Source organism: Pseudaeromonas sp. HNCC25DJ180 (assembly GCF_055413345.1).
This window is the reverse complement of record NZ_JBVAYF010000003.1, coordinates 216,725-242,577: the sequence shown is the minus strand read 5'-3', so window position 1 is coordinate 242,577 and position 25,853 is coordinate 216,725. Positions and strand designations below refer to the sequence as shown.

Below are 25,853 nucleotides of genomic sequence, written 5' to 3'. Positions count from 1 at the left end.
ACCTCTATTCCGTAATTAACCCAAGCTAATCTGTACGTCGACACCAGCCGCCAGATCCAGACGCATCAGAGCGTCAACGGTCTTGTCGGTCGGTTCAACGATGTCAACCAGACGCTTGTGAGTGCGGATTTCATACTGATCACGTGCGTCTTTATTCACGTGTGGAGAAATCAGTACGGTGAAGCGCTCTTTGCGAGTCGGCAGCGGGATAGGACCGCGTACCTGGGCGCCAGTGCGCTTAGCAGTTTCGACGATTTCCGCAGTAGACTGGTCGATCAAGCGGTGATCAAACGCCTTCAGGCGGATGCGAATTCTTTGGTTCTGCATTTACCAGAGCTCCAAATGGATAAAAGAACATAAAACAAACCGCCTGAAGCACCTAAAAGGCCCCAGAGGTCGTTTCAATACGTTTCTCCCCAAATCGGGGAGACTGTTGGGTTCAGACAGCGAACTGTTTGAACCGAGCCAGTTGGCTCAGCTGTCAGATTGACGAGCCCGCGTATTATACGTATTGGCCTCCGGTGCGCAAGGGGAATTCCACTATTTAGTCTATTTTCTGCACTGGGGTTTTCCGGCGCCAAAAAAATAGGGGCCTGTAGGCCCCCGACAACACAATGACAACTCACTTACCACTCATTAACCGCCGCGCTTGGCCAGGTGCTGCTCCATAAACGCCAGGGCACCATCGATCTGCTCAGGGGCCACGCCGCCTTTGGCCACGCGCTTGGCCAGGGTCGACTCCAGGGAGAGGATGGGGTAAACATCCTCGGCCACCACGGGGCTGAATTGCTGGAATTCGCTCAGGGCGAGATCTTCCAGCGGCTTGGCCACCTTGATGGCGTAAACCACAGCCTCACCCACTATGTGGTGCGCCTCGCGGAAGGGAATGCCCTTGGCCACCAGGTAGTCCGCCAGCTCGGTGGCATTGGCATAACCACCCTGGGCGGCCGCCAGAGTACGCGCCTGGTTCACCTTGATATCTTCGAGCACCAGGCAGGCCATATCCAGGCAGTCATGCCAGGAGTCCAGGGCATCGAACAGCCCTTCCTTGTCTTCCTGCATGTCCTTGTTGTAGGCCAGCGGCAGGGCCTTGAGGGTCATCATCATGCCCATCTGGGCACCGACGACACGCCCGGCCTTGCCACGGATCAGCTCCAGCGCATCCGGGTTCTTCTTTTGTGGCATCAGGGAGGAGCCGGAGGTCACCTTGTCGGAGAGCTCGACAAAGCCCGCTTCACCGGTATTGAAGAAGATGAGATCTTCGGCAAAACGGGAGAGATGCACCATAGAGAGGCTGGCGCAGTTCATCAGTTCCACCACATGGTCCCGATCCGAGACCGAATCCAGGCTGTTGCGGGTCGCCCCGGCAAAGCCCAGATCCCGCGCCAGCGCTTCACGGTCGATGGCATAGGCCGTGCCGGCCAGGGCGCCGCAGCCCAGCGGGCTCAGGTTCAGACGAGCCAGGGCATCCTGCAGACGACTGTAGTCGCGCTCCAGCATCTCCACATAGGCCAAGGCCCAGTGGGAGAAGGTGACTGGCTGGGCACGCTGCAGGTGGGTGTAACCTGGCAGCACGGCACTTTGATGCACACGCGCGGCCGCCACCAGCGCCTGTTGCAGTTGGTGAAGTGAGCCCAGCAGCAGTTGGCCTTGGGCCTTGCACCAGAGTTTCAGATCGGTGGCCACCTGATCGTTACGGGAGCGGCCGGTATGCAGCTTCTTGCCCAGATCCCCGACCCGCTCGATCAGTTTACCTTCCACCCAGGAGTGAATATCTTCGGCATCCGATTGCAAGATCTGCTCCGGATCGGCCTGCACTTCGGCCAGCAAGCCGTTCAGGGCCACTTCCAGACGGGCCTGTTCATCGGCGCTCAGAATGCCGACCTCTACCAGCGCCCGGGACCAACCGACTGAGCCTGTGATGTCCTGCTCGGCCAGACGGTAGTCAAAGCGCAGGGAATCATTGAATTGCTTGAACCGGGTATCGGCTGCCTGACTGAAACGTCCGCCCCACAGTGCCATGGTCTCTTCTCCAAAACGTGAGCTGATAAATAAACGGCAACTCCCGCCAAAGCAGGAGTTAGAAAAATGAGTGGCCTCCCCACCCCGCCAGCGCGGATGGTGAGGAGGCTAACAGCCGAGGCTGCTTACTTCTTGCTTTGCTCTTTCAGGGCACGAATGCGGCTGGCCAGAGTGTAGAGGCGGATGAAGCCTTCGGCATGGCTCTGGTCATACACGTCATCGGCACCGAAGGTCGCGAAATCTTCGGAGTAGAGGCTGTTGGCAGAGCGCTTCTGCACGGCGTTGACTGAACCCTTGTACATCTTCAATACCACTTCACCGCACAGATCTTCGGCAATGGCATCGGCAGAGGCGACAATGGCCTTGCACAGGGGGGTAAACCAGCGACCGTCATAGACCAGGTGCGAGAACTCGGCACCCAGCTTCTCGCGCCAGGCGCGGGTGGTCTTGTCCAGTACCAGCTCTTCCACCGCACGCAGGGCCGCCATCATGACGGTACCGCCCGGCGTTTCGTAGCAACCACGGGACTTCATGCCCACCAGACGGTTTTCGGTGATGTCGATACGACCGACGCCATGCTTGGAGGCGCGCTCGTTCAGGGTCACCAATACCTCATAGGGGCTCAGCGCCTTGTCATCTACCGCCACCACTTCACCATTGGCCACGGTCAACTTCACATACTCAGCCTGATCCGGTGCCTGCTCCGGGGAGACAGTCCACTGCCATACGGCTTCGGAGGCTTCGTTCCAGGTGCTCTCCAGCTCGCCACCTTCGGTGGAGATGTGCCAGGCGTTGGCATCACGGCTGTAGATCTTGGTGATGGAGGCCTTGCAGGGAATGTTGCGCTCGGAAAGGTAGTTCAGCAGCTCTTCACGGGAACGCATGGTCCAGATGCGCCACGGGGCGATCACCTTCAGTTGCGGCGCCAGCGCGGCAACCGCGCCTTCGAAACGCACCTGATCGTTACCCTTACCGGTACAACCGTGGGCGATGGCATCGGCGCCTTCGGCGATGGCTGCTTCCACCATCGCCTTGGCGATGACAGGACGGGCCATGGAAGTACCCAGCAGGTAGGTGCCTTCGTAGATGGCACCGGTCTTCAGGGTCGGATAGACGTAATCCTTGACGAACTCATCTTTCAGATCCTTGACGATACACTTGGAGGCACCGGAAGCCAGCGCCTTCTGCTCGACCCCTTCCAGATCATCGGCACCCTGACCCACGTCGGCCACGAAGCAGATCACTTCGCAGTTATAGTTCTCTTTGAGCCAAGGCACGATAGCCGACGTATCCAGACCACCAGAGTAAGCCAGTACAACCTTGTTGATGCCTTCCATTTATTTGTCTCCTTGATTGATCAGTGTGTGCAGGACGGCGTTTTGCGCATGCATCCGGTTTTCCGCCTCATCGAGAATGAGGGAGGCCGGGCCATCCATGACGTCAGAGGTTATTTCCATCTCCCGGTGCGCCGGCTGGCAGTGCAGCACATGGCGGATCCCGGTCTTATCCAGCAGCCCCTGATTGATCTGATAGGGCATGAATCTGTCTTTTACCGCTTCCAATGGGGTGTTGTCACCCATAGAAACCCAAGTATCCGTATAGGCCACATCGAAGCCAACAATATCTTCCACTCTGTCTGTGACCGCCAGACGGGCGCCGGTCAACTTGGCCAACTCAGCTGCCTCGTTGAAGATCTGCGCATCCGGACCACACCCCTTGGGCGCCACCACAGTCACATCCGTCCCCAGAATCGCCCCTGTGATGAGCAGGGAGTGGGCCACGTTGTTGCCATCCCCCAGATAGGCCAGCTTCACCTTGGCCAAGTCATCATAGTTCTCGGCTAGGGTCATGAAGTCAGCCAGGGCCTGACAGGGGTGGTAGAGATTGCACAGGGAGTTGACCACAGGCACGGTGGCGTTGTCACGCAACTCGATGAGGGTCTTGTGGTCGAAGACCCGGGCCACTATGCCTTCGCACCAGCGCGACAGGTTACCGGCGAAATCCTTGACGGTTTCGCGATTGCCCATGGCGCCATTTTGTTGATCCAGATAGACGGCATGGCCACCGAGACGGTGGATCCCGATGTCGAAGGTCACCCGGGTACGCAGGGAGGGTTTCTCAAACAGGGTGACAATGCTCTTGTTGGCCAGGCTGGCACGAAAGCCCGCCGGGTTGGCCTTCATCGCACGTCCCAGCTGGATCAGCTCCAGCAACTCTTCCTTGTTGAATTCCTTGGTCGTTAACAGGTGACGCATGCCGCTCTCCTTAATATATTATTCTGCTTATTGGGGGCTCAGGCCGAGATCCGGGTACCCACATCGCCACCGGCCAACAGCTTGCTCAGCTGCTCCGGATAACGCCAGCTGGCAACCGAGATAGGACGGCCCAGGCTGGCCGATGCATGTAGCGCCGCTTTCACCTTCACCTCCATGCCGCCCGTGATGACGCCCTTGGCGATCAGCTCGTCGGCCTTCTCCTGCGTCACCTCATGGATCAGCTGCCCCTTGCCATCCAGAATGCCGCTCACATCGGAGAGCATCACCAGATCGGCGCCCAAGGCTTCGGCTATGGCCGTCGCGGCCTGGTCGGCGTTGACGTTCATCAGTTGCCCTTCGGCTGTGATACCGATGGAGCTGATCACCGGCAGGAAGCCGCCATCTAACAGGGTATGCAGCAAAGCGGCATCGCCCGGTTGGCAATCGCCCACCGCGCCCAGATCCGAATCCAGTTGGGTCACGTTGCACAGACCGCCATCGGCCAGGCAGAGGCCGACTGTCTTGATACCATGCTGGATAGCCTTGGCCATCATCTGCTTGTTGGCGGTACCCGCCAGCGCCCCGGCAATCACCGGAATTTGCTCGAACGGCGTGACCCGCAGACCATTCTTCTTGGTGCTGGTCAGACCCAGCCCCTTCAGCAGATCATCCACCAGACAGCCGCCGCCATGCACCAGCACCAGAGGGCGATGTTGCTGCTCTAGAAATTGGGTCAGCCCATCAAACAGGGCGCCCAGGGCTTCGTCGCTCTCCAGCAGGGCGCCGCCCAGCTTGATGATCAGGGTATTGTTGGCCATTTCCATTTGCTCCATTAGATCAGACCGCAGGTCTGCTCGAATCCGTAATTGATGTTGATGCACTGCATGGCCTGGGAGGAAGCGCCCTTGAGCAGGTTGTCTATGGCCGAAGCCACTATGAGCTGGTCGCCTTCCACCTGCCAGTGCAGGTCACAGAAGGGGGTGCCGGCCACACCGACAATGGCGGGCCACTGTTTGGTCAGACGTACAATCGGCTTACCCTCATAGGCTGCAGCGTAAACGGCATCCACCTGTTCCGCCGTCACACCGTCCGCCAGTTGCACATAAATAGTCGCCAGAATACCGCGGGCAAAGTTACCCAGGTGGGGCTGAAACACCACCTTGGTGCCCAGATGGTGGCTGATCTCAGGCTGGTGTCTGTGTTTGAATACCCCATACGGGTTCAGGCTCACTTCGCAGAAGCTGCTACTGATGGCCGCCTTGCGACCGGCGCCGGAGACACCGGAGACCGCATTGATGATGGGAGTAGAGCCCGCCTTGATAAAGCCGGCGGCCATCAGCGGCTTGAGTGCCGAGAGCGAAGCGGTCGGATAGCAACCCGGCACGGCGATGAGATCGGCCTGGGCAATCGCCTCTTCATTCCACTCGGCCAGACCATAGACCGCCTTCTCCAGCCACTCGGGTTGATTGTGGGCAAAGCCGTAATAGTGGTCGTAGAAACCCTCTTGCTCCACGCGGAAGGCACCGGAGAGGTCGAACACCTTGATGCCGGCGGCCAGGAATTGGGGCGCCAAGTCCATGCTCACTTCGTGGGCGGTGGCCAGACAGACCAGATCGGTTCCGGCCAGGGCTTCGGCCATCCCCTCGGCGGTCAACGGCTTGACCGGCAAATCCACCAGGCCCAGAAAGCGGGGGTGTAACGAGGAGAAGGGTTTGTTGGCATCCTGACTGTTGGCCGAGACATAGAGTCCCTTCAGGTTCAGGTGCGCATGTTTTTGTACCATGGCCGCGAGTTCAGCACCGGCGTAACCGCTGGCTCCAATAATGACAACATTCAGCATGACAACTTCCGTGAGTAGAGAGTTGGGTAAAACAGGAAACCACGCCGCAGACGTAATGCGGCATCAAGCAGGGTTGTGTTGTCAGCAGTGAAAGAAGTGACAGAACATCAACATTACCTTACAAATAGTCCCTTACCATTTAGCGCTCAACACATCTTAATATTTATGCATCGAACTTGCATTTATATTATTTATCAAATTAGCCTGTGGGGTGCAAGGAGGATGTATGGCAAATCTGGATTTTTTTAAATTATACCGCGATATCATCGCGATTCCGTCCATTAGCAGCACAGATCCCGCCTGGGATCAGAGCAATCAGGGGGTCATTCAACTGCTGGCCGACTGGTTCAGCCAATTGGGCTTCCGCATCGATATCACCCCGATAGCTGACCTGCCGGGTAAATTCAACCTGGTGGCCACCCTGGGTAGTGGCGAGGGCGGCCTACTGCTGGCTGGTCACACCGACACAGTGCCCTTCGATGCCGGGCGCTGGAGCAAGGATCCCTTTACCGTTACCGAAGAGAACAACCGTCTCTACGGTCTGGGCACCATAGACATGAAGGGCTTCTTTGCCTTTATTGCCATCGCCCTGCAGGAGCTGGATCTGACGCAACTGAAAAAACCGCTGCGCATCCTGGCCACCGCCGATGAAGAGACCACCATGGCGGGCGCCCGCGCCATAGCCGAGGCCCACACCATCAAGCCCGACTATGCGGTGATAGGTGAACCGACTGGCTTGGTGCCGGTCATGATGCACAAGGGGCACATGTCCGAGTCCATCCGCGTCACCGGTAAAAGCGGCCACAGTTCCGATCCAGCCAACGGCGTCAACGCCATCGAAATCATGCATAAGGTATTGGGCAAGCTCACCCTGCTACAGCAGGATCTGAAAGAAAAATACCACAATAACCACTTCAAGGTGCCCTACCCGACCCTGAACTTCGGCGCCATCCACGGCGGAGATAGCCCCAATCGCATCTGTGGCGCCTGCGAACTGCAGATCGACCTGCGCCCCATACCCGGCGTCAGCCCCCAGGAGCTGATCGGCTTGTTGGAAGAGCAGCTGAGCGAGCTCCACGCCTGCCACCCTGGCTGCCTGCATATCAGCCACATGCACGAGCCGATCCCCCCCTATGCCTGTGCCGAAGCATCACCGCTCATCAAAGAGGCGGAACTGGCTACCGGCCTGGCTGCCGAGTCGGTCAACTACTGCACCGAGGCGCCGTTTGTGCAGCAATTAGGCTGTGACACCCTGGTGCTGGGACCAGGCCACATCACCCAGGCGCACCAGCCGGATGAGTATCTCGACCTTTCGTTCGTCAAACCCACTAAGGAAGTATTACAACATCTGGTACGCCGTTTCTGTTTTTGACCCAGAACGGAGCCCAATTCGCATAAATTTGCACTTTTAGCGGGCTCAATATTTGACCTGGCTAACATATTACGGATAGATTGTACCCTCGGCCGGTGGGGACAATTTTGTGGTAATCCTCACAATAAAAGGGAAGGACGGACGGTATGCATGAGAAGTACGCGGCACTGCGTGGCAACGTGGGCCTGTTGGGTCAGCTTTTGGGCAAGACCATCAAAGATCATCTGGGCGAAGAGTTTCTGGCGAAAATCGAAACCATCCGCCAGCTGGCAAAATCCTCTCGCCAAGGAAATGAAGAGGCCCGGCAGAACCTGCTGGATACCCTGCGCAATCTGAGTGATGACGAGCTGCTGCCGGTAGCCCGCGCCTTCAGTCAGTTTCTGAATCTGGCCAACGTGGCCGAGATGTTCCACACCACATCGCGCAAGAACGACGAGTTCCACAGCCCGGATGAACTGGACAAGCTCTTTGCCAAGCTCAAGGCCGAGAACAAGAGCAGCGAAGAAGTGCTCGCCGCCATCAAGGAACTGGATATCGAGCTGGTACTCACAGCTCACCCGACCGAAGTTCAGCGTCGCACCCTGATCCACAAGCATGTGCAGCTCAACGAGTGCCTGGAACACCTGGAACTGGGTGATCTGAATGAGCGCGAGCGCCACTATATCCTGCAACGCATCGAGCAGTTGATTAACCAGGCCTGGCACACCAACGAAATTCGTGAAATCCGTCCGACCCCGGTAGACGAAGCCAAGTGGGGCTTTGCGGTGATCGAAAACAGCCTGTGGCCAGCCATGCCCTACTTCATGCGTCAGCTGGACGAACGTCTGCAAGAGACCTTCGGTCTGCGCCTGCCGCTGGATGTGGCGCCGGTACGCTTTGCCTCCTGGATGGGTGGTGACCGCGATGGTAACCCCTTCGTCACCGCCGAGGTGACCCGTGAAGTGCTGCTCACCTCCCGCTGGGTGGCCCTGAACCTGTTCCAGAGCGATATGCAGGAGCTGGTTTCCGAGCTCTCCATGATCGACTGTAACGACGAGCTGCGCGCCTCTGCCGGTAGCAGCAACGAGCCCTACCGCGCGGTACTGCGTACGCTGCGTAACGATATCAAGGAAACCCTGCAGAACCTGACCGCCCGTCTGCAAGGCCAATACACCGAAAACCGCGACCTTATCTGTCGCACCGAGCAACTGCGCAAGCCGCTGGAGCTCTGCTACCACTCATTGCATGAGTGCGGCATGAGCATCATAGCCGACGGCCTGCTGCTGGATGTGCTGCGCAAGCTCTCCTGCTTCGGCATCAACCTGCTGAAACTGGATATCCGTCAGGATGGCGAACGCCACGGTGATGTGCTCTCCGAACTGACCCAATATCTGGGCTTGGGCGACTACGCCAAGTGGGATGAGCCGAAGAAGCAGGAGTTCCTGCTGGCTGAACTCACCTCTCGTCGTCCGCTGCTGCCGCCAGACTGGCAGCCCTGCGCCGAGAACCAGGAAGTGCTGGATACCTGCCGCGTGATCGCCGAAACCGATCCGGGTGCCTTCGGTATCTACATCATCTCCATGGCCCGTCAGGCCTCCGATGTGCTGGCCGTCCAGTTGCTGCTCAAGGAAGTGGGCTGCAAGTTCCACATGCCGGTGGCCCCGCTGTTCGAAACCCAGGATGACCTGCAGAACGCCGCCATCGTCATGAACCGTCTGCTCTCCGTCGACTGGTACCGCGAGTACATCAACGGCCAGCAGTATGTGATGATTGGTTACTCCGACTCCGCCAAGGATGCCGGCATGATCTCCGCCAACTGGGCCCAGTACCAGGCGATGGAGAAGCTGGTCGAGATCGCCGAGCGCGAGAAGCTCAAGCTCAACCTGTTCCATGGCCGCGGTGGTACCGTGGGTCGTGGCGGTGGTCCGGCTCACAAGGCGATCCTCTCCCAACCGCCAGGATCCCTGAAGGGTGGCTTCCGCGTTACCGAACAGGGCGAGATGATCCGCTTCAAGTTCGGTCTGCCGCAAGTGGCCATCACCAGCCTCAAGCTCTACACCAGCGCCGTGCTGGAAGCCAACCTGCTGCCGCCGCCCAAGCCGAAGCAGGAGTGGTGCGAAGTGATGGAGCAGCTGGCCCAGGTCTCCTGCGATCACTACCGCAGTATCATCCGTGGCGAAGCCAACTTCGTTCCCTACTTCCGTGCCGCCACGCCGGAAATGGAACTGGGCAAGCTGCCGCTGGGCTCTCGTCCCTCCAAGCGCAAGCCCAACGGTGGTATCGAGTCCCTGCGCGCCATTCCGTGGATCTTCGCCTGGACCCAGAACCGTCTGATGCTGCCGGCCTGGCTCGGTACCGGTGAAGCCATCAACGCCGCCCTGGGTGATGGCAAGGAAGCGCTGCTGGTCGAGATGAGCAAGCAGTGGCCCTTCTTCCGCACCCGTCTGGAGATGCTGGAGATGGTGTTCCTGAAGGCCGACCTCTGGCTCTCCGAGTACTATGATCAGCGTCTGGTACCGGAAGAGCTGTGGCCGCTGGGCCAGCGTCTGCGTGCCGAGCTCACCCTCGCCACCGACGTGGTGCTGCGTCTGCGTCCGCAAGGCGGTCTGCTGGATGACCAGCCCTGGATCAAGGAATCCATCAAGCTGCGTAACCCCTACACGGATCCGCTCAACGTACTACAAGTGGAGCTGCTCAACCGTTCCCGTAAGAGCCCGGATGACCTGCACCCGCAAGTTGACCAGGCTCTGATGGTCACCATAGCCGGCATCGCCGCCGGGATGAGAAATACGGGCTAGTACCACAGCCACCACAGGCCGGGAGAAATCCCGGCCTGTTTTGTTTCTACCCCCGCAATACCTCGTCACACAGATAACACACTGCTTTGCTAGAATGGCTAGACGCATAAAGGAGAATAGGCGCATGACCCCTGCTATCCGCTTCCTGAAAATCGCCGGTATCGACTTCACCCCCCACAGCTACGAATGCGACGTGCACGAAGATTTCGGCCTGCATGCCGCAGCGCAACTGGGGCTACCGCCCGAGCAAGTCTACAAGACCCTGTTGGTCCATCACGATAAACAGGTGGTGACGGCGGTGATCCCCGTCTCCTGCATGTTGAGTCTCAAAGAGGTGGCCAAGGCCGCCAAGTTGAAGAAGGTAGAGATGATGAAACCTGCCGACGCCGAACGCCTCACCGGCTACAAGGTAGGCGGCATCAGCCCCTTCGCCCAGAAGAAACAGCTCCCCACCCTGCTCGACAGCCGCGCCATGAGCCAGTCCACTATCCTGGTCAGCGGCGGCCGCCGCGGCCTCTCGGTCGGGATCAGCCCCCAGGACTTTATTCAGCTGCTAAACGCCACCGTGGCGCCGATAGGCGAGTAGGCGGCACTGTGGCCGTTATGTGTGGCATCGGGACGACCTTACGCCGACACGCCGTTAATCCCTCCCTGGAGGCTCGAAGGCCTCCTCCCTGAGGCCTACGGTCGGCTTAAAGGTTATCCCGCCACCGCATTCATGAGCCATAACACCCCGTGCCAGTACAGACCCAAGCTTATTTTTTTCGGTTTGCGTCACCCCTTAGTCAAGCCTGGGTTTGCATCTGCCCAGCCGACGCGTAGCATAGAGACTCAATAAAGCCAGCTGAGCCCTCCCTGCGTGAGCACAACGACACAGCCAGGCGGTAGCCATGCCCACGCTCAACCTGTTTTTTACGCCATCATCCCCGTGTAAACGGGGATCCAGCAGCGGTGGTTGGGCACATCCCTCCCCTTTTCAAAGGTGGAATGGAGTGAGGTCAGGCGGAGTGAAGCGCCAAAAGCCTGAACGATACAACCCGTTCGCGGTGAGCACTGTCGAACCGCGCGATGATTTAAAAATCAGGCTTGTTGTAACCACAATATCATTCATTTAGTCGCAGTGTTCGAAGTACTATGATGGTTGGAATCAGACCAGCTCCATAAAAATGTCGACATCCATGAGTTGATGTTGACTGTATAAAACAATATTATTCAACTGTTGGCCTTTTATATATCGATATGGAAAATATGGAACTTAAACATCTACAAACTCAAATCGCATTATTTCTGAGCTCACCCAGTAGTGAGATGCCTCAACAATTGGCTATAAAAGTTCGATCATCACTGAACACAAATGAATTTACATATATTGCTCAAGAAATGGTAATGGCACAGCCTAATAACATTCAGTCATTATTGCTAAGATACAACGCTTTTAATATCATTGTAAATCCTTTTAGATTTGATCTAATTGTAAGCGCTAACCTCAGCAATATTGAAAATTTAATCCAATTATTTTCATCCATTGATATGGAATCATTAAATATCAATTTTAATCGTATTGGTGTCATTGGAACTTTTTTCGCGAAAGAAGATATCTCTCTGGCCAAAGCATTTTTAAATGAAAAAACTTTGCAAAGTGAAGAGATAGATGAGGTTTCCCTTCGATTTAATAGAAAAGCAAAGTTAGAGAGTGGCTATACATATAACAATTCTCTCGCCATAGAATTAGGGCAGATGTTTGGGCCGGAAGTTGAAACAGGCCTACTGATAACCAACGACGTCAACACATTAATTACAGAGCAAAACATTTTAACTCCTGTCATGCGACGTAATTTGGCCAATAACTTTTACCAACAAATTTCCTCTGTTGGCTCATTTATCCAAGATAAGGTGAGAGGATAATGACGAGTACATCAGGCTGGAGTTTTACTAATATTCCTAGTTCCTCCTCGGCCCAAAATTCTTCTAATTTAACATTCTCGTCAGCAAAAACAAGTTCATCATCATCTTTTAATTCCCCGTTTAGTGCAACTAATCCAGCAGGTGCCAATAGTCAAAACATTAACATTTCGGATTCATCTCTTAGAAAAAACAGTGAACTTGATTTTGGTAAATTAGAACTTCTATCAGATAAAGTTCAAAGTCTACTGGGAGAAAACCTAAAAATAAAGAGTGAGTATGATAAATTTAAAAACGAATACAAAAATGAACTAGAAACAGTAAAAAAGGAATATGATGAGGCCATAAAATCACAATCAGATAGAAACATTCAGGTTTTGGGGCTATTCTCGTCTGTCGTAGCCCTATTAACTGCTAATATCAATGTTATCGCTCATTCAGATACTTTCTTGAAGGCGATTGTTTTAATTATTGCAGCAACATCATCGCTAACAATTTTCGCGGTATTAATTAACAATCTTTTTACATCAACAAATGATCGAATCACCTGGAAACCATTTTGGTGTGCAATAGTTTTACAAGCCATTCTTGTTATACTTGGCATTGCTAATTCGTATGTAAAATTACCTTTTTCTGGCCATTCTGAAACCCATGAAAAAATGCCACCGCCTCAATCTATTCAGCATGTTACGGCAAAAAGTGATCAACCTAACCAAATACTTATAGTAAAACAAACATGCGATGTGTTACCAGAAAGCAAATATAAAATACCCAAACACACCGCCACAATTAAAACAAAAAACAATAATAAAAATTCAGAATGTATCAAGTAATCCGGGTCGTAGAGCGCAACGCTAACCGCAGAGGACACCCACCCCACACCAAAAACATGAATATAAATATATAATAAAATCAATAATATATATGCGATTGATTTTATTGGTTATTTTGTATCTATCTGATTTTATCAATAACTGCAGAGGACACCCACCCAGAATGGCCGACAGCACCAAGCACGTAGGTTGGGCTGAATAAATCCCAACACTTGCCGAGAAAGGAAATTTCTGTTTTTGTTTAAACCCTCCTCGCGGTAAACGTTGGGCATCGCTAACCTACCAGAGCCTGGAACGGCACAGGGTCACCATAGAAATAACAACCGGAAAACGGCGGGTAATGGAATACTTCCTGAGCCCGCTGATGGAATATCAAAGTGAGAGTTTTAAAGAGCGATAACATCGGGAGTCATGATAAGGCAATATAATGAAATCATTAAAGCTATTCATAAACAAAATACCACTGATAAAGTTTTGTATTGTAGTGGTGATGATTGTTTTTATGATTAATTTTTTATATGAACAAATGGTGAAACCTAATGCGATAGGTTTTTGCTGGGCAAGACAAAAATCCCTTACAAGAGAGGAAATAAGAAATGGAGTCATAGAGCAGCTTATTGAAGCCAGGTATAGAGCAGGAGGCATATATCCATCTTTGTTGCCAATTTATTACACAAGAAAATCATTAACAAAAAGTGATATTCAAGAATTAATTAACCTATCAGTGGGCTATGGATACTCAGGTGTTTTAACTCGATTTGGATTAATTGAGTACAATCACAATTCATTAAATGGCTCTAGTTTTTCAATATTCATGAAGGGAGGTGATTCGGATGGCTTTGAAATAACAACATCAGATTGTTGTAGCGGCAGCATATCAGAAAATAAAAAAAGCAGTATTTATGAATTCACCGTCAATGGGTTTTTCTTTGAGCTAGACAGTAATGATGGTCTCTCAATGGAGAATGGGGAAACAATATTGTCATCATTGTATCCAACAAAGATGGTATACGAAATAGATAGCTGCGCAACAATAAAAAAAGAAATTAGTTATCAAGATCCAAAGATTTTTCTTAATCTAAATAGGGAGTACCGAAAATGAACACAATACCAGCAGGTGAAAGATATCCTTGAGCTGAAAGAAGAGTGGAGCCGGGGTATCGCCCCCCAGACGAAGACGCCGCAGATGCTCCAGCTCCTACAGTACATCCACCAATGGGGAGTCAAATGAGGGGTTCAGTAGCTGCAAATCATGGTGCACAAATCGAGGCGAGTCATTCATACATTTCAAATCCGCTCTTGTTGACATGTCGAAAACATAAATCTAACCATTTGAAAATAAACGATCTACTTCCATATTATTAACCACAACATATCAAAACGCGGAAAAAAATATATCAAATCCACCACCACTGGCATGTTAAATCCCCCCGTAGAGTACAACACAGATCCGTATTACAAAGCCTAATGGGCTAATCGTGTTGGTCATTCAGCAAAGCATGAATGGGGCGGGGATAACTTGAAAGCCGACCGTAGGCCTCAGGGAGGGATTAACGGCGTGTCGGCGTCAAGTTACCCCGACACCGCACGGCCACCAGCACAAAAAGGAAACCGCACTGTGTCGGCAATCTGAGTCCTACTACGCACTCTTCTTACCGTGCATCTCGAGGCGCGGCGCCATAACCCCATGGCCGCCCAGACTGGCACGCCATGCCCTGTAGCAACCAAATGACAATCGACCTCGGATGAGACTTAACCCCAACGATCGCGAACCGCAGAGTTTTGCCGCTTATCCTGATACATGGCATCGTCCGTGCGCTTGAGCAGAGCCTCGATGCCCTGATCCTCTGCGTGATACTGACTGACACCCAAGCTGACCGTGGCACGTAAGCTATGGCCCAGACACGCCACGCTCTGCGCGGCTATGACCTGACGCAAGCGCTCGGCCAGGTGCTGGGCCTGATCCCTATTGGTGGCAGGTAGCAGGATTAGAAACTCATCACCACCCATACGGAAGGCATGATCGGTCAAACGGATATGTTGGCGCACCAGGGCCGCAATCTGCTTGAGCAGGGCATCGCCACAAGCATGGCCATGATTATCGTTGATCAGCTTGAAGTGGTTGATATCCAGCATGATGGCCGCTAATTCACCACCGTGGCGTTTGAGCCTCTGCTCCTCCTGCTGGCTGATCGCTTGATACGCCCGGCGGTTGTTAAGGCCGGTGAGGCTGTCAGTCTTCGAATCCAATTCGGCCCTGAGCCGCTCTTCTCGTACCTGCTTTATACGATCAGCCAACGCCAGCGACATCAGGATACCATCCAGCGTAAGGCCGAAGTCCAGAGCCTTGTAGGTGAGGTAGTGATAGGGGAGAAAAGCCATCACGGTCAGCGCCGTCACCATGGTGCCCACTAAGCCACTCATGGAGCCGAGCAAGAAGAAGCGAGCTGAACGATTGCCTGCGAGCCAGATGTAGAAACCAACGGCACACGAGTAGAAGCTGATGAGTGAAGAGAAGACGATGGAGAGCTCCACATGCACCCGATAGCCCAACCAGGGAGTGCACAGCGCCACCAGCAACAGCAGCCGCAACAACAGCGTGGTGATGCTATAGAGCTTAGGGTGATACAGCTGCAGATCCAGAAATGAACGGGTAAACATCAGTCCGCTGCAGAGAAATAGATAGATGGATCCCGACTGCATCCAATCCTGTCCCTGAGGCCAGTCGGCAAACAGCAGCGGGAAGGTATAGTTGTTATACGCGGCATTCATCAGCAAGAAGGTGCCGAGGTAAAACACATAGCAAAGTTGATAGGGCTCGCGGATCCCAAAATAGAGCAACAGGTTGTAGAGCAACATGGAGAGGATGGCACCATAGACTAGGCCAATCAGACCGGCATCGATCACCTGGGCCTGTAGAAAACTGGCTTCATCCATCAGGTTGATGGTCACCACAAAGGGATCTGGAGTCTGCACCCGCAGGTACACAATGGAACGCCCGGGCTCGAAGCTATGGCGAAAATTCAGCAGTGGATGGGCTATGGCCCGCTGAGCAAACGGTACACCATTGCCACCCACCATACTCTCTACCCGCCCCACCGGCGACACTATGGTCAGATTAGCACTATCCAACCAAGCCTGATTCAGCCAGAGGATGCGCTCTACCGCCTGATGCTGATGATTCTCCACCTCGAAACGGAACCAAAAGGCTGATTGGGTAAAGGTATGGCTGGCCGAGGGCTTGCCTAACGCCGTGAAGCGCTCAACAGGTAGGGTGATAATTTGGCGACTGGCTAACAGAGTCGAGGTGTCCTCAAACACCCCAACCCACTCCCCTATGGCTGAGTGAGGCTGCGCCAGATCGAGCACCCGCTCGACAGCGTTCAGGTTGGAGCCCCAGGTAATCAACAGCAACAGGAGAAGGTGGCGCATCCGATTTGATCCACTCTGAAAACGAATTCAGTGTAAGGGAAGGCATGTCTCACTGTCTGCACCCATACACGAAATTGTGTTCACTCATCAGTAGATAGCAAGAGGCCGGTCACATCGTCAGCACGACACCACTACGCCGTTAACCCAAAGTGGCGCTGATGGCAAAATAGATATCCAAAAGGCACCCTATCCTGGACTCCCGATTGCGTGGTTGTGTCAAAGCAACCTCATTCCCATAACGACGGGGAGCCCAGAGGCTCAGAAAGTGGTCAATTTTTATGTGAAAAAGCCCGCTTAATGAGCGGGCTTGCTTGCGCATATATCATGCTCCAGATTACTGGGCAGGTTTGCGGATAGTGGTGTAATAGATGCCCTTATCCAGAGTGGAAAAGAGGAAAGAGTTGTCGTTAGCTACCTTAGTGCGCCCCTCTATATACCCATGTCCTCCGGTCCAATCATATGTTCCAGGTACAGTGTAGCGCTTCAGCTCTTTCATGCTGTAAGCACTATACACGGCAATATAGTTTGTTTGGGCCATGGGGAAATAGACCTTGTTCTCCAGCGCCGAATAGGCCGCAGCAATCGGCAACCCCCCTGCAGACTCACCAACCGCAGGGAATACCTTGTTGGCATCGTCTATCATCGCTCCTTTGTAAGAGGGAATAGCCACCTGAGAGCCATCAGCAGAGATACCAATCTCGAAGTTAAATGAATTCAGGCTATTATCAGACTTATAACTGGTGTCTCCGGCATAATAGACCCCCCAGGCCCCACTGGAGATATTGGCTTCAGCAACAGCAATGCTCTTTTTATCTGCCGATGCGGCTAGTATCGAGTCCTGCCGGATCGAGCCCAGCTTTGTTACCGCCCCATCGCGCGCCGATAACTTGCGCAGCGGCACCCAACCTGAACCTTCATACTTACTGGACACCAGCAGATCATCATAAAGATCCCACGCTACGCTATAGGTCCCACCCTCACCATATTCCAGAGGAAAGCTGACACGTTTACTCTTCAGGGTTGCCAGATTGACCAGATCCACAAAATTGGCTTTGGCTCCACGATTGCCATTGGCAACGGCAAGGGTCCGTCCATCGGGAGAAATATCCAGCCCCAGAGAACTGCCACCCAGCTTTAATGGCGCCAGAAATTGCTTTTTCAACATGTCATAGCGACGAACAGAATCGCCACCACTGATATAAAGAATTTGACGGGCCGAGTCATAAGCCACATCTACCCGAGCCGAATCTTCGATAAATCCACTTGCAGCTTGCGCCGACATTGAACCCAGCGCGCACACTATAAGAATCAATTTGTTATTCATGGTATCCATTCCCGTGATTACTATTCAACAACCACTTGTCGATAGCGACAAATGAAGCCAAATCCTATCATGGGACTCGAACAAGTGAGTATGATTTCTCCGCACAGTGAAACAAAGAAGGCCAAGCAGTGCACGGCCTCGGGGATAGGGGGAGTGAAGGGGTTCTAGCGTCGATACCCCAAAGGACACCCATCCTGGACTCCCGCTGGCGCGTTTGTATCAAACGGAAGTCTAAGCAACCACATCCCGTAACGACGGGGGATCCCAGAGACTCAGAAAGTGGTCAATTTTTATGTGAAAAAGCCCGCTTAATGAGCGGGCTTGCCTGCGCATATATCATGCTCCAGATTACTGGGCAGGTTTGCGGATAGTGGTGTAATAGACTCCCTTATCCAGAGTGGAAAAGAGGAAAGAGTTGTCGTTAGCTACCTTAGTTCGCCCCTCTATGTACCCATTTCCTCCGGTCCAATCATATGTTCCAGGTACAGTGTAGCGCTTCAGCTCTTTCATGCTGTAAGCACTATACACGGCAATATAGTTTGTTTGGGCTATGGGGAAATAGACCTTGTTCTCCAGCGCCGAATAGGCCGCAGCAATCGGCAACCCCCCTGCAGACTCACCAACCGCAGGGAATACCTTGTTGGCATCGTCTATCATCGCTCCTTTGTAAGAGGGAATAGCCACCTGAGAGCCATCAGCAGAGATACCAATCTCGAAGTTAAATGAATTCAGGCTATTATCAGACTTATAACTGGTGTCTCCGGCATGATAGACCCCCCAGACCCCACTGGAGATATTGGCTTCGGCAACAGCAATGCTCTTTTTGTCTGCCGATGCCGCTAACATTGAGTCTTGATTGATCGAGCCCAGCTCTGTTACCGCCCCATCGCGCGCCGATATCTTGCGCAGCGGCACCCAACCTGAACCTTCATACTTACTGGACACCAGCAGATCACCATAAAGATCCCACGCTACGCTATAAGTCCCACCCTCACCATATTCCAGAAGAAAGCTGACACGTTTACTCTTCAGGGTTGCCAGATTGACCAGATCCACAAAATTGGCCTTGGCTCCACGATAGCCATTGGCAACGGCCAGGGTCCGTCCATCGGGAGAAATATCCAGCCCCAGAGAACTACCACCCAGCTTTAATGGCGCCAGAAATTGCTTTTTCAACATGTCATAGCGACGAACAGAATCGCCACCACTGATATAAAGAATTTGACGGGCCGAGTCATAAGCCACATCTGTCCGAGCCGAATCTTCGATAAATCCACTTGCAGCTTGCGCCGACATTGAACCCAGCGCGCACACTATAAGAATCAATTTGTTATTCATGGTGTCCATTCCCGTGATTACTATTCAACAACCACTTGTCGATAGCGACAAATGAAGCCAAATCCTATCATGGGACTCGAACAAGCAAGTATGATTTCTCCGCACAGCGTCGGCAATCTGAGCCCTACTCTGGACTCTTCTTACAGTGCAGCTCGGGGGCGCCATAACCCCAGACGATAGTCGCCTCGCCCTGGTGCTCCCAGTAGCTTTCGTTGCGGCCAGCATAACGAGTGCCACTGCCGCTTGGCTGCTGGGTCATCAGGGAGCTTTGATCGCCGCGCTCGGCGATAAGGGTGCCGGGGTTGGTCTTGAAGAAAGTGGTGATCACCTCGTTGTGCGGGTTGCCATCACACTGCCAGGTGACCGGGCCTATGCTCTCCACCAGGCGGTAGCGGGCCTGAAGTTCGACTATGCGCAGCTGGTAGCTCTCGGCGACACAGGCTCGCTTATCTTCGCTCTTCCAGCACTCATCCCGCCCCTTGATCCAGCCCCGCTGCTCGGCTTTGAGGGTGGGAGGCTGTTCATTCACCGCCCGCTTGCTGGCAGCGGCATAGACAGAGGCGAGCTGGCGGTCCAGGGCTGAGAGCCCGGCATCCTGACACACCAGCGCCGCTATGCTCCCCTTCTCCACCTTGTCACAGGCAAAGGCCGGGCCTTCGGCCGCCTGGGCCTGACTCGCGGCCCCCAGCAGCAGCAACCCCAAGCCGGATGAACTGATAGCCTTTGGCGTCATATCTTTCCCCTTAGTGAGACCTGAGACCCCGCATCTGTGATGCCATGTCCCCTGGCAACCAGATGACAACCGGATGAAAATAACGTCATTAAAACCTGGTTGTGCGGCTCTTGCTGCAAAGTAACAACACAAAACAACAGTGCCTTCAAGAAGAGTAATACCAGTCAATTAGTGAAGGCGAGATAGCCTTTTGAGCCAACCGTTGGCGGCAGGGATACCGACATCGAGCCCCCACGGAAGGGTTTACGGCGAGTTGGCGAGAGAGGCTCTCTCGCCCGAACCTCTTAACTGACAAGCATCAGCCCCTCAAGAGGGGCTGATGGTGAGTTAGAGTGCCGCGCAGATGCTCCACAGGTCGGCCTGGACGGCGCCGGCCGTTACCTCCCGCCCCGCACCCGGCCCCTGCAAGATCAAGGGGTTGGTGCGATACCAATCGGTCTCGATGGCGAAGATGTTGTCGCAGGGGCGCAGATTGAGGAAGCTGTGATGGGGATCCAGCTCCTCCAGACCGACGCTGGCCCGACCGTCCCGCTGCAGACGCGCCACATAGCGCAGCTGCTTGCCATGGGCTTGGGCCTCCTCGAAGGCCTCCAGTATGGGCTCATCCAGCTCGGCAAGCCGCTCCATGAAGGCTTCGCGGCTGAGCTTGCGCAAGCGGGAGGGCACCAGGCTCCGCAGGGTGATCTGCTCGGGCTCCAGGGCAAAACCCGCCTCGCGCGCCAGGATCAGCAGCTTGCGCCGCACATCCTGGCCCGAGAGATCCTCCCGAGGATCCGGTTCGGTCAGACCATGTTGCCACGCCTCCTCCACCAGCTCGGAGAAGGGGCGAGTGCCATCATATTGCTGGAACAACCAGCTCAAGGTGCCGGAGAAGATACCGCTCACCCCATGAATGCGATCCCCTGAGTGAGAGAGCATCTGCAGCGTGCTCTGAATGGGCAACCCCGCCCCGACCGTGGCGTTATAGCGCCACTGACGCTGATGATCGGCAAAGCTCTGTTTAACCCGATTGTAGAAGTCGATGGGGGCCGAGCCAGCATACTTGTTGGCGGTGATGAGGTGCGCCCCCAATTGCCCGAAGTCAGGATAGTAGTCGCTCAACTCCTCACTGGCGGTGAGGTCGATGAGGATCAGGGCATCGAAGCTATGCTGCTCCAGTTGGGCCAGCAATTCACCCCGCGTGTAGGGCTCGGGCAGGAAGTGGTCCAGCATCTGCCGCGCATCGAGGCCCGCCTCGGCCAACATGCCACCGCGAGAGTCAAACACCCCATAGAGAGTCAACTCCAGATGATGCTCTCGCTCCAGGCGACTCTTCTCCTGAGCGTAGAGATCGAGCCACTGGCTGCCAATATTGCCACGGCCAAAGAGCACAATGCCAGCACGGCGCGTGTGATGAAACAGGCTGGCGTGCAGAGCCAGCAGCAGCGGCTCCAGCGTCACCTCGCGCACGACGGCGATGAGGCTGAGCCCCTCTTTGCTGGTCTGGATAAACTCCAGGGGTTGATCGGCCAGCAGGCGATAGAAGCGGTGACACTGTTCGGCGTGGTCACACACGCCCGCCCCCACCAGGGCCAGCAAGCTGTAACCTTCACGCAGTATCAGGCCGCTGCATAACCCCTGTTGTTGCAACTGCTGCAACAGCGCCTCGGCGTTGGGGGCGGTTTCCGGGGTATAGGCCAGGCGCAACAGCTTGCGATCCGGCTGATGATGAGTCGCCAGCGCCGTCAGTTGTTGCTGGGCCAGCGCCGCCTCCAGCGTAGCGGTAGCTTCGGCGTAGGCCTGTTGCGGCGCGACTTTCAGCTCCAGCAGCACCACCTGATCTAAAGAGGTGACGATGCGAGCGCCCTTGACCTGGGACTTGCGGCGCACTATCTGGGTCGAACCTGATTCAGGGTCATAGCTGCAGCGCAACGCCAGGCGCTGCTGGCTATCGAGGAGCGGCTGCAGAGTCCGGCTGTGCAAGACAGGGGAACCGAGTCGCGCCAACTCATTGGCCTCAGCCAGGGAGAGACGCTCCAGCAGATGGGCCGACTTGACCCGGCGAGGATCGGCGCTATAGACCCCGGCCACATCACTCCAGATGGTGGTGGCATCGGCATCGGCTAAGGCACCCAGCAGGGTGGCGGAGTAGTCGGAGCCATTGCGCCCCAGCAACAGGGTATGGCCCGCCTCGTCAGCGGCGATGAAGCCGGTGACCACCACATGCTGTGGCCCCAACTCGGCCAGCAGGCTCTGCAGCCGCTCACGGGAGGGCGCTATGGCCACCCGGGCCAAGGCCGCCTCCTCGGCTTGCAGGAAACGACGGGCATCCAGCCAGGTGGCGGCACTGCCGCGAGAGTGCAGCAAAGCGGCCAGCAGCCGTGCCGACCACACCTCACCCAACGCGAGCAGGCGGTTACGCTCGAAGTGATCCACAGGCGAGGCCAGGCTCTGGCAGAGATCCTTCAGATCCGCGGCCAATGCGGCAGACAGTTCAGTCTGAGCCTCCCCTTCCAGCAGATCATCAATCAGGCTCTGCTGATAACTCTGCAGCGCGGTAATGACCACGCTCTGGGCATGATCCCCCGCCTCGGCCAGCTCCAGCAGTTGCAGCAGCCGGTTGGTGGTCTTGCCCGCCGCGGACACCACTATGAGCTCATGACCCGCCGCCTGCTGTTCAATCAGACCCGCCACCCGACGATAACAGCCGGGATCGGCCAGACTACTGCCACCAAACTTATGCACCTGACGACCGGACATTACCCCTCCTCCACTGCGCTGACGCGCCAATAAAAACCGCTACTATAAAGCCCGCGCCTTGGCAAAGGCCTGATCCAGATCGGCGATCAGGTCATCCGCATGCTCAATCCCCACCGACAAGCGCAACAGTTGATCGGTAATCCCCGCGACTCGTCGGGCTTCGGCATCCATGCCCGCATGGGTCATGCTGGCCGGATGGGCCACCAGACTCTCAACGCCCCCCAGCGACTCGGCCAGACAGAAGAGCTCCAGGGCTCCCAGGAAGCACTTCATCTGCTCCAGATCCAGTTTGGCCTCGAAGCTCAACATGGCACCAAATCCATGTTGCTGGCGTTTGGCAATTTCATGACCGGGGTGCGACGGCAGGCTCGGATGGTAGATCTTGCCCACCAGCGGCTGCTGCTGTAGGTAAGCTATGATGGCGGCGGCGTTCTCCTGATGCTGACGCAGGCGCGGCGCCAGAGTACGCAGGCCACGCAGAGTCAGGTAGGAGTCGAAAGCGCCGCCGGTATGACCCAGGCAGTTGCCCCACCAGGCTAATTGCTCGGCCAGGGCCGGATCCTTGGCAATGACGGCACCACCCACCACATCCGAGTGGCCGTTGATGTACTTGGTGGTGGAGTGCACCACCACATCGGCACCCAACTTCAGCGGTTGCTGCAACAGCGGCGAGAGGAAGGTGTTATCCACCGCCACCAGGGCCCCCACGCCATGGGCCGCGGCGCAGAGCGCGGCCACATCCACCACCCGCAACAGGGGGTTGGAGGGCGTCTCGACCCAGACCAGTTTCGGCTTCTGAGCCAGGGCGGCCGCCAACGCCGCCTCGTCGCCCTGATCCACAAACAGCAGCCGGTAGTGACCACGGGCCGCCATATGCTGGAACAGGCGATAGGTACCACCGTAACAGTCGTGGGGGGCGACCAGCAGCTCATCGCTCTTGAGCAGTGCCGTGGCGACCAGATTGATGGCGCCCATGCCGGTGCCTGTGATGACACCGGCGGCGCCCCCTTCCAGCTCAGCCAGCGCCTGACCCAGCAACTCCCGCGTCGGGTTACCGGAGCGGCTGTAATCAAATTGCCGCTTCTCGCCGAAGCCGGCAAAGGTATAGTTGGTAGAGAGATAGATGGGCGGCACCACGGCGCCATGTTGTTGATCGCTGGCTATGCCTGATTTGACTGCGTAGGTTTCGCGTTGATACTCCGCCATGTGCCTCTCCTGACTGGGGTGCTGAAATAGAGTAGAAGTTGAATGCAGCTTACACCTTACCTGCCGCCACAAAAGCCGTCAATACTTCTAGACGTCCAAATGGCTTTGCTGTTGGATTGCCATTACCTGGTATAAGGGTTAAAATCCGCCGGCATTGGCAGAATATGGGTTGAGCGATGAAGACAGAGTGGAGCGGCGACTACATCAGTCCCTACGCAGAGCACGGCAAGAAGAGTGAACAGGTGAAGAAGATCACCGTCTCCATTCCGCTCAAGGTATTGAAGATCCTCACCGACGAGCGGACCCGGCGCCAAGTGAACAACCTGCGCCATGCCACCAACAGCGAGCTGCTGTGCGAAGCCTTTCTGCACGCCTTCACCGGCCAGCCACTGCCTGGCGATGAGGATTTGCGCAAGGACAGGCCCGACGACATACCCGAGTCGAGCCGCGCCATCATGGAGCTGCTGGGCAAGCCCATAGAGAAGTATGACGAATAGCGATCCTCGCGTCCCCGCACTAAGGCAGCCCAGGCTGCCTTAGTCGTCTCTGGCTTCCCCCCCCAAAAAAAAGATAAAAAAAACGCGGCCAGGCCGCGTCGATAAAATAATCAGTTGGGAGACAAGGAGTACGTAGGCATCGACCCTTGCAGCAGTTACTCCGACTTAAGGAGATGTAACAGCTATGAAGCTACTCTACCTGACTGGCCGCTCATTGCCGTGATAGAAACCCTTTTCATGATCAGTTGCCTGCTCATTTGGGTTGATAGAGACCTTGTTGTTGCAGCCAGCGCAGGGCCAACAGCAGGGCCGCTATGCAGCGCGCCTCGTTGAAATCCGGGTTTTCCAGTAGCGCTTCGGCCTCGGCCAGGGGCCAGGTAACCAGCTCCAGGGGCTCAGGCTCGTCCCCCTCCCGCGAGTCAGGGTAGAGATCCCGGGCCAGCAACAGATCCATGCGGCTGGCAAAGAACCCCGGCGCCAGGGCCACCTGCTTCAGATGCACCAGCTCTCGAGCCCCATACCCGGCCTCCTCCATCAGCTCCCGATTGCCGGCGGTAAAACACTCTTCACCGGGGTCGATGACCCCTTTGGGAAATCCCAGCTCATAGCTGTGGGTGCCGGCCGCATACTCGCGCACCAGCAGCAGGGTCTGGTCATCCAGCAGCGGCACCACCATGGCGGCGCCCCTGTGCCCCCCCTGCATCCGCTCGTAGATCCGCTCCTCGCCATTGGCAAAGCGCAGGTGGAGTGACTCCACCTTGAAGAGGCGACTCTCGGCCACCACTTCCCGTTTGAGGATCTCCGGCTTGCTTTTTTCCTGTGTCATCGCTGTTCGGCTATAATCGCCGCCTCCGCCACATCAGATGGCCATTGTAAGCAAAGTCAGACAAGGAACACCATGCTCGCCTGGCAAGAGATAGAAACTGTGCTGTTGGATATGGATGGCACCCTGATCGATCTGCACTTCGATAACTACTTCTGGCAACAGTTGGTGCCGGAGCGCTGGGGCCAGGCCCGCGGCATCCCGCTGGATGAGGCTCGGGTGCGACTACAGCCCAAGTTTGCCGCCGTGGCCGGGACGCTGGAGTGGTACTGCCTGGAGTACTGGAGCGAGCAGTTGCAACTGGACATAGTGGCCATGAAACAGGAGATAGAGCACAAGGTGCGCTGGCGGCCAGATGTCCGCCCCTTTCTTGATGCCCTGCGCCACAGTGGCCGACGCCTCTATCTCTTTACCAATGCCCACCCGGCCAGTCTGGCATTGAAGCTCAAGCACACCCCCCTGGATCACTACGTAGATGGGCTCTACTCCACTCATGAGTTTGGCCTATCCAAGGAGCATCAAGGCTGCTGGCAAGCCCTACACCAGCGGCTGCAGTTCACCCCTGCACGCACCCTGTTTATCGACGACTCCCAGCGCATACTACAAGCCGCTCGGCAGTTTGGCATCGGCCACCTGCTGGGGATCCTCAACCCGGACAGCCAACAGCCCCATCAGCAGGTGACCGACTTTCCGGCCATCAGCGACTATGGCACCCTGCTGCCGAGCCTGCTGGCAACCCCCTGCCCACAAGCGTAAAAAC

At 55.4% G+C, this 25,853-nt stretch carries 21 protein-coding genes; 8 read left to right on the top strand and 13 right to left on the bottom strand.

What is annotated here, in order from left to right; translation table 11 throughout:
- Positions 1–15: 15 nt before the first annotated feature.
- The 6 genes from rpsJ to argC form a co-directional block, all read right to left on the bottom strand.
- On the bottom strand, positions 16–327 hold the full coding sequence (gene rpsJ / locus ACZYTD_RS04215; protein ID WP_005307944.1) for a 30S ribosomal protein S10: 312 nt from the start codon (positions 325–327) through the stop codon (positions 16–18).
- A gap of 309 nt (positions 328–636) precedes the next feature.
- Complete coding sequence (argH, locus tag ACZYTD_RS04210; protein WP_463889605.1) at positions 637–2,022, bottom strand: argininosuccinate lyase; 1,386 nt, start codon at positions 2,020–2,022, stop codon at positions 637–639.
- 125 nt (positions 2,023–2,147) lie between these two features.
- Entirely contained in the window at positions 2,148–3,359 is a 1,212-nt protein-coding gene (locus tag ACZYTD_RS04205) for an argininosuccinate synthase (RefSeq protein WP_463889604.1), read from the bottom strand.
- Positions 3,360–4,277, bottom strand: a complete 918-nt coding sequence (locus tag ACZYTD_RS04200; RefSeq protein ID WP_463889602.1) for an ornithine carbamoyltransferase — start codon at positions 4,275–4,277, stop codon at positions 3,360–3,362.
- 38 nt (positions 4,278–4,315) lie between these two features.
- Positions 4,316–5,095 (bottom strand): acetylglutamate kinase, encoded by a 780-nt coding sequence (gene argB, locus ACZYTD_RS04195; RefSeq protein WP_463889600.1) that lies wholly within the window; start codon positions 5,093–5,095, stop codon positions 4,316–4,318.
- Between the two features lie 14 nt (positions 5,096–5,109).
- Positions 5,110–6,117 (bottom strand): N-acetyl-gamma-glutamyl-phosphate reductase, encoded by a 1,008-nt coding sequence (argC, locus tag ACZYTD_RS04190; RefSeq protein ID WP_463889598.1) that lies wholly within the window; start codon positions 6,115–6,117, stop codon positions 5,110–5,112.
- Positions 6,118–6,343: 226 nt separating this feature from the next.
- Between argC and argE the strand changes: the two genes are divergently transcribed.
- The 6 genes from argE (at position 6,344) to ACZYTD_RS04160 (ending at position 14,103) form a co-directional block, all read left to right on the top strand.
- Entirely contained in the window at positions 6,344–7,489 is a 1,146-nt protein-coding gene (argE, locus tag ACZYTD_RS04185; RefSeq protein ID WP_463889596.1) for an acetylornithine deacetylase, read from the top strand.
- 146 nt (positions 7,490–7,635) lie between these two features.
- The gene (gene ppc, locus ACZYTD_RS04180) at positions 7,636–10,266 is read left to right on the top strand and encodes a phosphoenolpyruvate carboxylase (RefSeq protein WP_463889593.1); all 2,631 of its coding nucleotides are present in this window, start codon (positions 7,636–7,638) and stop codon (positions 10,264–10,266) included.
- Between the two features lie 124 nt (positions 10,267–10,390).
- Positions 10,391–10,852 (top strand): Cys-tRNA(Pro) deacylase, encoded by a 462-nt coding sequence (ybaK, locus tag ACZYTD_RS04175; RefSeq protein ID WP_463889590.1) that lies wholly within the window; start codon positions 10,391–10,393, stop codon positions 10,850–10,852.
- A 662-nt stretch (positions 10,853–11,514) separates the two neighbouring features.
- Positions 11,515–12,171: a hypothetical protein gene (locus ACZYTD_RS04170; RefSeq protein WP_463889587.1), complete on the top strand. Its 657-nt coding sequence runs from the start codon at positions 11,515–11,517 to the stop codon at positions 12,169–12,171.
- The gene (locus tag ACZYTD_RS04165; RefSeq protein WP_463889584.1) at positions 12,171–13,001 is read left to right on the top strand and encodes a hypothetical protein; all 831 of its coding nucleotides are present in this window, start codon (positions 12,171–12,173) and stop codon (positions 12,999–13,001) included. The genes ACZYTD_RS04170 and ACZYTD_RS04165 overlap by 1 nt, the downstream gene beginning before the upstream one ends.
- Positions 13,002–13,428: 427 nt before the next feature.
- A complete protein-coding gene (locus tag ACZYTD_RS04160; protein ID WP_463889582.1) occupies positions 13,429–14,103 on the top strand; it encodes a hypothetical protein in 675 nt (224 codons plus the stop codon).
- Positions 14,104–14,753: 650 nt separating this feature from the next.
- On the opposite strand, the gene ACZYTD_RS04155 is transcribed toward ACZYTD_RS04160, so the two are convergent.
- The 6 genes from ACZYTD_RS04155 to metB form a co-directional block, all read right to left on the bottom strand.
- Positions 14,754–16,433, bottom strand: coding sequence for a sensor domain-containing diguanylate cyclase (locus ACZYTD_RS04155; RefSeq protein ID WP_463889580.1), 1,680 nt, complete (start codon positions 16,431–16,433; stop codon positions 14,754–14,756).
- A 334-nt stretch (positions 16,434–16,767) separates the two neighbouring features.
- A complete protein-coding gene (locus ACZYTD_RS04150) occupies positions 16,768–17,757 on the bottom strand; it encodes a WD40 repeat domain-containing protein (RefSeq protein ID WP_463889577.1) in 990 nt (329 codons plus the stop codon).
- A gap of 348 nt (positions 17,758–18,105) precedes the next feature.
- A complete protein-coding gene (locus tag ACZYTD_RS04145) occupies positions 18,106–19,095 on the bottom strand; it encodes a YncE family protein (RefSeq protein WP_463889574.1) in 990 nt (329 codons plus the stop codon).
- 124 nt (positions 19,096–19,219) lie between these two features.
- Positions 19,220–19,828: an MliC family protein gene (locus ACZYTD_RS04140; RefSeq protein ID WP_463889572.1), complete on the bottom strand. Its 609-nt coding sequence runs from the start codon at positions 19,826–19,828 to the stop codon at positions 19,220–19,222.
- A 327-nt stretch (positions 19,829–20,155) separates the two neighbouring features.
- A complete protein-coding gene (locus tag ACZYTD_RS04135; protein ID WP_463889569.1) occupies positions 20,156–22,567 on the bottom strand; it encodes a bifunctional aspartate kinase/homoserine dehydrogenase II in 2,412 nt (803 codons plus the stop codon).
- A 42-nt stretch (positions 22,568–22,609) separates the two neighbouring features.
- Positions 22,610–23,773, bottom strand: a complete 1,164-nt coding sequence (metB, locus tag ACZYTD_RS04130; RefSeq protein ID WP_463889566.1) for a cystathionine gamma-synthase — start codon at positions 23,771–23,773, stop codon at positions 22,610–22,612.
- Positions 23,774–23,949: 176 nt separating this feature from the next.
- On the opposite strand from metB, the gene metJ reads away from it, so the two are divergent.
- Complete coding sequence (gene metJ / locus ACZYTD_RS04125; protein WP_463889564.1) at positions 23,950–24,270, top strand: met regulon transcriptional regulator MetJ; 321 nt, start codon at positions 23,950–23,952, stop codon at positions 24,268–24,270.
- 253 nt (positions 24,271–24,523) lie between these two features.
- On the opposite strand, the gene nudE is transcribed toward metJ, so the two are convergent.
- Positions 24,524–25,096: an ADP compounds hydrolase NudE gene (gene nudE, locus ACZYTD_RS04120; protein WP_463889561.1), complete on the bottom strand. Its 573-nt coding sequence runs from the start codon at positions 25,094–25,096 to the stop codon at positions 24,524–24,526.
- Positions 25,097–25,168: 72 nt separating this feature from the next.
- Between nudE and yrfG the strand changes: the two genes are divergently transcribed.
- Complete coding sequence (gene yrfG / locus ACZYTD_RS04115; RefSeq protein ID WP_463889558.1) at positions 25,169–25,849, top strand: GMP/IMP nucleotidase; 681 nt, start codon at positions 25,169–25,171, stop codon at positions 25,847–25,849.
- The last annotated feature ends 4 nt before the right edge of the window (positions 25,850–25,853 follow it).